The sequence below is a fragment of the Nitrospirota bacterium genome, from assembly GCA_013388455.1.
GTDB lineage: Bacteria > Nitrospirota > Thermodesulfovibrionia > Thermodesulfovibrionales > SM23-35 > JACAFF01.
Map to the genome: position 1 here is coordinate 21,394 of JACAFF010000025.1, position 10,435 is coordinate 31,828.

The 10,435-nt window shown below is 33.9% G+C and carries 9 protein-coding genes; 5 read left to right on the top strand and 4 right to left on the bottom strand.

Features of this window, described 5'->3' with window-relative positions; all coding sequences use genetic code 11:
- Positions 1–7 precede the first annotated feature (7 nt).
- From HXY53_06405 to HXY53_06415, 3 genes are read right to left on the bottom strand one after another with little or no spacing between them, the layout of a single operon-like run.
- Entirely contained in the window at positions 8–1,519 is a 1,512-nt protein-coding gene (locus HXY53_06405) for a hypothetical protein (protein NWF76191.1), read from the bottom strand.
- On the bottom strand, positions 1,516–2,364 hold the full coding sequence (locus HXY53_06410; protein NWF76192.1) for an ABC transporter permease: 849 nt from the start codon (positions 2,362–2,364) through the stop codon (positions 1,516–1,518). Before HXY53_06410 ends, HXY53_06405 begins: the two co-directional genes overlap by 4 nt.
- Complete coding sequence (locus tag HXY53_06415) at positions 2,364–3,338, bottom strand: ABC transporter permease (protein ID NWF76193.1); 975 nt, start codon at positions 3,336–3,338, stop codon at positions 2,364–2,366. Before HXY53_06415 ends, HXY53_06410 begins: the two co-directional genes overlap by 1 nt.
- A 60-nt stretch (positions 3,339–3,398) precedes the next feature.
- On the opposite strand from HXY53_06415, the gene rimO reads away from it, so the two are divergent.
- The gene (gene rimO, locus HXY53_06420) at positions 3,399–4,694 is read left to right on the top strand and encodes a 30S ribosomal protein S12 methylthiotransferase RimO (protein ID NWF76194.1); all 1,296 of its coding nucleotides are present in this window, start codon (positions 3,399–3,401) and stop codon (positions 4,692–4,694) included.
- Here rimO and uvrA read toward each other — a convergent pair.
- Entirely contained in the window at positions 4,655–7,504 is a 2,850-nt protein-coding gene (gene uvrA, locus HXY53_06425) for an excinuclease ABC subunit UvrA (protein NWF76195.1), read from the bottom strand. The two genes, rimO and uvrA, sit on opposite strands and share 40 nt — an antisense overlap.
- Before the next feature lie 142 nt (positions 7,505–7,646).
- Between uvrA and HXY53_06430 the strand changes: the two genes are divergently transcribed.
- From HXY53_06430 to HXY53_06445, 4 genes are all read left to right on the top strand, one after another.
- Positions 7,647–8,174, top strand: a complete 528-nt coding sequence (locus HXY53_06430; protein NWF76196.1) for a type I restriction enzyme HsdR N-terminal domain-containing protein — start codon at positions 7,647–7,649, stop codon at positions 8,172–8,174.
- A gap of 145 nt (positions 8,175–8,319) precedes the next feature.
- Complete coding sequence (locus HXY53_06435) at positions 8,320–8,973, top strand: sulfotransferase domain-containing protein (protein NWF76197.1); 654 nt, start codon at positions 8,320–8,322, stop codon at positions 8,971–8,973.
- A 431-nt stretch (positions 8,974–9,404) separates the two neighbouring features.
- Positions 9,405–9,560 carry a four helix bundle protein gene (locus tag HXY53_06440; GenBank protein ID NWF76198.1) on the top strand — a complete coding sequence of 52 codons (156 nt, stop codon included), beginning with the start codon at positions 9,405–9,407 and terminating at the stop codon, positions 9,558–9,560.
- 111 nt (positions 9,561–9,671) lie between these two features.
- Positions 9,672–10,283, top strand: coding sequence for a DUF1566 domain-containing protein (locus HXY53_06445; GenBank protein ID NWF76199.1), 612 nt, complete (start codon positions 9,672–9,674; stop codon positions 10,281–10,283).
- Positions 10,284–10,435 lie beyond the last annotated feature (152 nt).

Sequence of the window (10,435 nt, forward strand, 5' to 3'; positions counted from 1 at the left end):
AATATTTTCAGTTATCAACGGGAATTAGATAAAATACTTTTCTTAAGATATCTTCAATTGAATGATCTTTAATTAAATCCAAACTTCTTGAGTATTCCTGAATTGGGATATTTCCACCGAAATGTGATAATAAAATTCTATATAGTTCAAAAGCCTTCTCAGCAAGAGGGTCTTTAATTTTATATTCAAATCCATAAAAATACTCTGATTTCATATAAAGATTTTCTTCCATTATTTTTGGAAAGATTGGAAGAAATTCAGAATACAGTATGAGAGAACCTAAGAAAAGATGAGGGAAGACATCTCTATACTTAGCTATTATATTGAGATTTTCTTTGAGGCTTTCAAGAGTAGTCCAGGGGTGAAAAAGTATAATGCCATGACCCACATCTATCATTACATGACTACCATATTTTTTCTTGACATCACTTAGCATCTTTACAGCCTCTAAATTTCTCTCTGGATCTATATTCTTATTAAATATTTTTAAATCATTATCATAGAAACTTTCAAACCCTATTTGCTCAATAGACAAACAAAGATTCTTTGATTCAACAAGATCAAGACATTCCAATAGTTTGTTCTTATGAAGAAGCAGTAAATCCGGTCTTGTTCTGATACTCAATTTCTCCAAAGCTATCTTATTCTCAAGCAATAAAATTATTAAGTCATGTAAAAAGGGTATCGGATTTTCTGTTTGAATTTGAAAAGTTGTTACATTATGTGTTTTATAAAGATAAAGTGCCTGTTTTAATAACAAATCAATTGTCTTAGCAATTTGAAAACTTGTGTATTCCTGATATTGAAAAATGCAGAAAGAACATCCATGACGTTTTCTGTTGTAGATATTTTCTAATTTTGACAAAGCTGCCTGATAAATATCTAAGCCAGAGCTTTTGATTGTATCAAGTATGGAGAATTGATATGAAGATTCTGAAAAATTTCCATACGGACAACCTGTCCCAGCAATTATGCTTATGTCAATAAAATTTGCATTTGAGTTCCTGCTCGGTCCTATATAATTCCAATCAAAGTAAGGTGTATAAGGAAACAATTCTTTTTCCAGGTCCCATTTTATTGTTTTATCTGAATAAATAATCTTCTTTCCTTTTTTAAAAAATAAATTTGGGACATTATAAAAATCGCCCTGGCCAAAATATTGCTGGCAAAAAGTATTTATAGCTTCCCTGCCTGGTCCAAAGATTGCATATTGAATATTTGTATGAATAAAAAGTGAGAGGGCATTAACACCTCCGACAAGTATAGGAATATGTGGGAAGAGGTTTTGTAAAAGATTAATAATATCGATAGTGAAGATCGAATCCAAGCATATAAGAGAATATTTTTCTTTTTCTATTAAAGGTATAATTTTCTCTATATAATCAGCATTTACAATAAAAGTGTCACATTCTATGCCATTATTATGTAAATCATTTAAAAATAAACACATACCCATATGTGGTGGACAATTGAGAATTATTTCTAATTGTAAAAACAGGATTTTCTTATTCTCAGTCAATCTTCTGATCCCCACAGTCTTGGATCTAAAGCATCACGTAGCCCTTCGCCTACCAGGTTATAGCTTAAGACGGTAATCAATATCGCTAGCCCAGGGAAAAGAGAGAGCCACCATGCAACCTCTATATTATCTTTGCCAGATGTCAGTATATTGCCCCAGCTTGGGTCCGGAGGCTGAACACCAAGTCCCAAAAATGACAGGCCGGATTCAGTAAGAATTGCTCCTGCTACCCCAAATGTTGCAGCAACAAATACAGGGGACAAAGCGTTTGGCAGTATGTGTCTGTAAATTAACCTCGTATTATTCAAACCAATTGCTTTTGCAGCATCAATAAAATCCCTCTCTTTCAAAGAAAGGAATTCTGCTCTGACAAGTCTTGCAACATCCATCCAGCCAGTAATCCCTATTACTGCCATAATCGTGAAAATATTCGGCTCAAGGATTGAAATTACTGCAAGGATCAGGAAAAATGTCGGGAATGCCAGCATAATATCAACAAACCTCATCAGAATGGCATCTACTTTCCCTCCATAAAAACCAGCTAAAGAACCAATAATAACACCAATTAAAATAGCTATACCAACAGCAACAAAACCAACCTTAAGGGAAACTCTGCTCCCCCATATTATCCTTGAAAGTAAATCTCTTCCGAGCTCATCAGTGCCGAGGAAATGTGTTTTACTTGGAGGTGACAGGACATTATATACATCAATTTCTGTTGGGTCGTATGGAGAAATAACAGGTGCAGAAAGTGAAATAGTTATTAATATAAAAACTACAATTACACCAATAACAGCAAGCTTATTTCTTGAAAACCTTTTACCTATAATACGTAAAAGTTTCATTACTTTCTTACTCTTACCCTCGGGTCAACGATGGCATATGAAATATCTGCTACTAAGTTGCCGATTAGCGTAAGAAATGCTCCAATCACGAGGATTCCCATAACTGTCGGATAATCTCTTGACATTGTTGATGAATAGAAAAGTTGTCCCATGCCGGGAATTGCAAAAATTGTTTCAAAAATAACCCCTCCTCCAATGAGTCCTGGGATAGAAAGTCCAAGTATTGTTACAATCGGCATTAATGCATTTCGAAAGGCATGTTTAAATATAACCTGACTTTCTTTTAATCCTTTTGCCCGTGCAGTTCTAATGTAGTCCTGCCGAATTACTTCAAGCATACTTGAACGGCTATAACGGCTGATACCGGCAATGCCACCGAATGCAGAAACCCCAACAGGAAGAATAAGATGTTTCACCCAGTCTAATATACGGTCAAAAATTGTCATTTCAGAGACATCTATGCTCTGAATACCTGATATTGGAAGAAGCCCCATGTAAACTCCAAAGAGAATCATTAGAAGAAGAGCGAGCCAGAAGGAAGGGGTTGAGAAACCAATAAATACAAAGACTGTGGACATTTTGTCAAAGATAGAATATTGCCTTGTTGCTGATAATATACCTATTGGTAAGGCAATAATAAGTATAAGAAAAAGAGAGAGGATATTTATGGTTAAGGTTATTGGTATTCTTTCAATAATTTTATCCATAACTCTTCTTCCATCTACAAAAGATTTGCCAAAGTCAAGGCTTAAAAAACGCTTAAGCCAATCCAAGTATTGTATATACAAAGGTTTATCAAGGCCGTAGAGCTTCTTTAGATTTTCCTTTGCCTGCATTGAAACTTTTAAGGACATTTCAGTCTGAACCTCAACTGGACTTCCTGGAGCAAGATGTATAACGACGAATGTTATAAGTGTTATCCCAAAAAGTAAAGGTATCATAAGCAAAAGTCTTTTTGTTATGTAAATAAGCATAATACTATTTTACTTTGTTATAGTATAACTATTCATAAAAAACGTCAGAAAAAAGGTTATATGAAATTTTACCTTATTAGTCTTGGATGTGCAAAAAATCTTGTTGATAGTGAGAAACTCACAAGATTTCTTATGAAAGAAGGATATGTTATTACTGATGATATTTCTAATGCATCTTTAGTTATTATAAACACCTGTGGTTTTATTCAGGATGCTAAAAAAGAGTCAATAGAAACGATTTTCTCAATTCTCGAGGAAAAACCCAAAGATGCAAAAGTTATTGTATATGGCTGCCTTGTTAAGCGTTATGAAAAGGTGTTAAAGAACCTCATTCCTGAAGTAGACCTTTTCCTGAGTCTTTTACCTCCTGATAAAATAAAAGATGAGATAATGAAAAACTTTCCAACTACCTTAAAAGCAAAGGTAGAACAACAAAAAAAGCCTTTATTTACACCACCTTCTTATAAATACATAAAAATTTCAGATGGATGTGGAAATCTATGCTCTTACTGCACAATCCCATTTATAAGAGGGCCTTTAAAGAGTCTGCCCATAGAAGATATAGTGAAGCAGGTTAAAACAGCACTCAAACAAGGTGCTTATGAAATAAATATCATTGCACAGGATATTACTACATATGGAATGGATTTATATGGGAAACCTTCTCTCGAAAGATTATTGAAATGTATTCTTTCAATCAAAAAAGACTTCTGGTTACGACTTTTATATCTTTATCCGACAAGGATTTCTACTGACTTGATAAAACTAATAAAATCCGATTCCCGTATCGTAAAATACCTTGATATTCCTATTCAACATGTTAATAACAGAATTTTAAAACTTATGAATAGACTATACACAAAAGAATTTCTTTATAAAAAAATAGAAATTTTGAGAGAGATGTTACCCGAAATTGCTCTCAGGACATCTTTAATAGTTGGTTTTCCTACTGAAAGAGAGGAAGATTTTCAAGAATTAATAGATTTTATAAAGATAGTAAGGTTTGAACATCTTGGGGTATTTGAGTATTCGCCGGAAGAAAATACGAGCGCTTTTTTTCTAAAACAAAAGGTGAATTATAATCTGAAAAGAAAGAGAAGAAAAATCATCATGGATATACAAAGAAAATTAGTTAGAGTTAAAAATATAAATATGAAAGGAAGAATTTTACCCTGTCTGATAGAATTTCCTGTTGATAAATACGGTATTATATGGCAAGGTAGAATTTATTCTCAGGCTCCGGAAGTTGATGGCGTTGTTTATATAACAGGATATAATAATGATATGAATAATATTACGAATATAATAATAAATGATTACAAAGAACATGATTTAATAGGTGAATGTTTAAGATAGTGTTCTTTTAAATATCTACCAGTATATGATTCTTTACAATTAACAATTTCTTCTGGAAGGCCACTAAAGATAATATGACCACCTTTCTCACCACCTTCAGGCCCTAAATCAATAACCCAGTCTGATGCACTAATTAAATCAAGATTGTGTTCGATTAAAAGAATTGTATTACCGGCTTGAACAAGTTTCCTTAAAATATTGTAAAGTGCCTTTATATCATTGAAATGTAGACCAATTGTAGGTTCATCGAGAATATAGAGATACCCTTTTTCGAATTCCTTGCTGCGTATTTTCGATAACTTGGACAAAGAAGACCTTTTATCTGTTGGTAGGACATTAATCATTTCACTGCAGAGCTTTATTCTCTGTGATTCACCACCAGATAATGTTGTTGATGATTGCCCCAGTCTTATATATCCAAGACCAATATCCCTCAATAAAACAAGCTTCTCTCTAATGCTATGAATATCATGGAAAAACTCAATGGCCTCGTCAACTGTCATATTTAAAACTTCTTCTATATTTTTTCCACGAAATGTAACACGCAAAGCTTCAGGTTTATATCTTTTACCATTGCAACCTTCACATTTAACGTAAAGATCTTCAAAAAAATACATTTCGAGTCTCTGATAACCTGCGCCTTTACATACCTCACATCTTCCACCTGTAACATTGAACGAAAAGAATCCAGGGCCATAACTGTATGCTTTTGCTTCCCTTTGTTCGGAAAAGACCTTTCTTATTTGATCAAATATCTTTAAATACGTAACAGGATTTGAACGCGGAGTTCTTCCAATAGGAATTTGAGATATTAGCTTCACACCTTTGAGGTATTGTTTTCCTTCTATACTTTCAAAAGGTAAGGGCAAATCTTTTTCAGTTCTGAACTCTCTTGCAAGAGCTCTGTATAATGTTTCCACAATGAGGCTACTCTTCCCTGAGCCTGAAACTCCTGTGACCGTTACTAATGCTTTTAATGGTATTTCAAGATTTACCGATTTGAGATTGTTACCTTTAGCGCCGAAAAGAAAAAGCTTCTGGACAGAAGCTTTATTTTCTAAGATTTTAATATTATTTGATATCTGAAATTTATCGATACCCCTTAAATATCGAGCTGTTAAAGTATCTTTATTAATAAAATCATATGTATTTCCTGAGAAAATTATTTCTCCACCCATGTGTCCTCCTCCTGGCCCAAGTTCAACAATCCAGTCGGCAGATTCAATTATTTTTTTATCATGTTCTACAACGATAATCGTATTGCCGAGTTCTGAGAGTTCTTTCAAAATTTTTGAGATAATCTCTGTATCCCTTGTATGAAGACCAACTGTAGGCTCGTCAAGCACATAGAGGGTCCCTGTTAGGAAGGATGCTAACTGATTTGATAAATTTACCCTTTGATATTCACCGCCTGAAAGAGTCCTGCTGTCACGGCTTAATGTTAGGTATTCGAGTCCAACCCGTTTCAAAAAACTTAGCTTCAGATTAATATGTCTCAGGATTTCTTTTGACATATCTCTTTCAAAAGGTGATATATCAAGATTTCCAAAAAAACGTATTGCATCTGATATCGGCATTTTACATAATTCCTGTATATCAAGCCCTGAAATCTTATAGGCGATGGATTCTTTCCTTAATTTTTTACCTTTACACAGACTGCAAGTTATAGGCCTGCGGTACCGACTCAGAAAAACACGCACATGAAGTTTGTATCTTTTGCTCTCTAATTCTTCAAAAAAATCTTGAATACCATAAAAGCTTTTTGTCCCTTTAAAAAGTATTGTCTTTTCTTCTTCCGTAAATTTATTGAATGGTTTATTAATATCAAGGTTTTCTTTAAAAGCATTTTTAATAAGTTGTTGTTTCCACCATCTATATGCAGGTTTGTTCCAGGGATCTATAGCGCCTTTGTATAAAGAAAGATTTTTATCAGGAATAACAAGATCTTCATCATAAGTAAGTATATTCCCGAAACCCTTACATTCAGGACATGCACCAATAGGATGGTTGAAGGAAAATAGCAGTGGATATGGTCTTGGAATTTCTAAATTACAATAATCACAGATATTTTCAGAAGAGAATCTGAGAAAAGTATATTTAGAGTCCTGTTCAGGATGTATAAGGATTATTTTTATTTTTTTTGCTCCTTCTCTCCAGGCAGTTTCTATTGAGTCAGATAGTCGTGGTTCATTCCGAATTATAAGACGATCGACTATAATATCGTATTCAGAGTTTTCTTTATTGAGTTCTTTGTTATCAGAATCCTGCGAAATATCTATAATTTTATCATCAAACCAGATTCTGTAAAATCCTTTTTTCCTTAATTCTTCTAAGGAAATCCTTGATGGGAATAGAATTATAGCTTTTTCCCCGGAATGTTTTTCTAAAAGTTCTGCAACAACTTGTGAAGTATCCCACATCCTTATCTCTCTTCCGCATTTATAGCAATATGGTTTGGCTATTTTAGAATATAAAAGTCTTAATAAATCATAAATTTCTGTTAATGTTCCCACTGTTGACCGTGAGCTACGAACAGGGTTTTGTTGCTCAAGAGCAATAGAAGGTCTGATATTATGGATTGCATCAACATCAGGTCTATCAAGTTTTTCGAGGAAAAGTCTTGCATAAGTTGATAGAGATTCAATAAATCTCCATTGGCCTTCAGCGAAAATAGTATCAAATGCAAGTGAAGACTTTCCTGAACCTGATACCCCTGTTACAGCTATAACTTTATTATGGGGCAGGCGTAGATTAATATTTTTCAGATTATTCTGTCGAGCGCCCTCAATGATGAGATATCTTTCAGACATCAAAATATTTTACCTGAAAAGTAAATAATTTTGGGCTATTCCGTTTATAATAAAAAGAGTCGCCTTTTTGTAGAGATATTATCTTAATGTTCCACGTGGAACATTAAGATAATATCTTAATAATTTTTTTGAGGAATAACTTATGGAAGATAGAGAAAAATTAATAAAAGAAAAAATAAATGAAGAAGAAGAGAAAGAGATTTTACAACTTGACGGAATAAAACTGTTCATATGGGAGAAACTTAGAAATGAGAAGAAATTTAAAGTTGATGAGATATTAATAGACCCTAAATTTAAAATTAAACTTACTGAATGTGAAGCTACTGTGAGTATAGATTTCCTATTAACAATTGGTGAAAATAGTTTCATGGTCATAAAATGTTCTTCTTCAGCAATTGAATCATGGGAACGATATGTTACAGCATTTGCGAGGTCTGTAAAAGATTATCAGATTCCATATGCTATGGTAACTGATGGTAAAAATGCAAAGATTATAAATGTTATAAAAGGAACGATAGTTGGTGAATCAATAGATAATTGCTTTACAAGAGAGCAAGCAATTGAACTTATGAATGGTTTTCAGAGGGTTCCTTGCCCAGAAAATAGACTTGAAAAGGAAAAGAGGATCATATATGCATTTGAAGGTATTAAATGTCCGACAGTGAAATGATAATCTATTCAAAAACATTAAGTGTCAAGGATAAAAAATTGTGGGTCTTCTATCTCCAATTCTAAAATTTAAAAGACTGTTTGTTTCAAACAAAAAATTCATAATTATATCTTTCCCAAAATCTGGAAGAACGTGGCTAAGAGTTATGCTCGATAAACTTAATATACATATCGAGTATACTCATGATGGTTCTGAACATGCTAAACAAATATCATATAGAGATTTTAATTCTGATAAGACCAGATACAAAAAGAAAAAAGTGATTTTTCTTATACGAGATCCTCGTGATACACTTGTATCCGGTTATTTTCAAGCTACTAAGAGGCTCAAACTCTACAATGGTAATATTTCTGATTTTATCAGGGATGAAAGACACGGAATAAAAAAGATTATAAGATTTCATGAGATATGGTTTGATAATAAGCATATTCCTGAGGATTTTTTAATCATTACCTATGAAGATATGCACAAAGATACATTTGATATATTGAAGAAAGTAGTCTCTTTTTTACAAAGAGGATATCTTAAGGACGAACAATTAAAAGAAAGCATTGAGTTTGCAAAATTTGAGAATATGCAACTTCTTGAAAAGAAAGGTTTTTTTTCTGAAAAATACGGTTCAATTCTAACTCCTGCTGATTTTACCGATCAAGAATCCTACAAGGTAAGAAGAGGTAAGATCGGAGGTTTTATAGATTATTTAAGCAAAGAGGATATTGATTACTGCAATGAATATATGGAATCTGCAAGTAATAATTATTACAGAGAATTTTTAAAGAAGCATTATCTTTTTACATAAAAATTCAACCCACTTAATTCATAAATTTCATTATATATAGACAGGACATAGTATTTAAGTGGATTTATTTTGTCTTCTCCCCCATGGCTTGTTTCCCTTAACCTGTCAATGATGTCTTAACCTGAATGAGAAAAAAACCTTGACAGAGCCAAAAATTTTTTATATTTTTAAACATAAAACTGATTCTTCCTGGGGGATAAATGGGAGGAAAGGTAGAGGATATAAAGACGCCAATTATTTGTTTCCCGCCTGGTATAATGATTGCGCAGTCAGTCAGTTTTTTTACTATTTAAAAGAAGACGAAAAGTTATCTTATAAAGGCATTGCGTCCAGAAAGGGGCAGCATGCCTTTTTTATTTGTGCTCATAACGCCACCCAGCCGCCTCTTAATCTTAAGAGGTGGCGAGCGGGAGTTAATTCGAAGGATAAGAATGGCGCAGTATGAGCATTTACCAGTATATAAAAAAGCAATGGATCTCGCCGTGTATATGGAAAATATAGTCAAGGGATTTTCACGTTATCATAAATATACCATCGGCGCTGACCTAAGGAATCTCTCACGTGAGGTTGTTAAGCTTATCATTTAAGAGCTTTAAATCATTCCAAAATGCAGTTGAGGCAGCGGTAAGCCTCAGCAGACAGAGTGAGGGATGGATTAGGAGCATAAAGCAAAAGAATAGATAAGGAGGATTGATTGTATGTATAATTCATCAGGCATCGGGAGATTCGGTAGTGTTCAATTCCTCATTAAAAAAGGGAGAGCAAAGGGGTTGTTATTCTTTTGCACTGTTGTTCTCCTGCTCTGTTGCTCTGCTGTTAAGTCTGAGGCCTTCAAGCTGCCGGATACCGGCCAGACGAAGTGCTACGACACAGCAGGCAATGAAATCTCGTGTGCCGGTACAGGGCAGGATGGGGAATATAACATCAACCCTATGTCTTACACTGACAACGGCAACGGAACGGTGACAGACAACAATACCGGCCTCATATGGCAAAAGTGTAGCGTTGGCCAGAATAATGATTCTACTTGTAGCGGCTCTGCATTAACATACAACTGGTATCAGGCTTCGGGCACTTATCATGAAACATATAACCCGTTTTCACAAGATGTCTGCGGGTCTCTTAATCTCGGCGGACATTCAGACTGGCGTCTGCCGACAAAGAAAGAACTCGTAACCATTGTGGATTATTCAATACCCTATCCTGGACCAACGATCAATACAACATATTTTCCGAATACTAACCCAACTTCCGCACAAAATTCACAAAAAATGGCTTTTAAAAAAAATCTCATTTACATAACATATTGAAATACAAAGAAACACATACATAAAATAACGCATGATTTATAAATAGTGACTAATAATAGCAATAATTAGCTTGACAATAAATGTTTAATATAGTATAATAGTGACAATGTATATTCGTAAGACCATAAGCAGGCAGCGAGGCAAAACATACA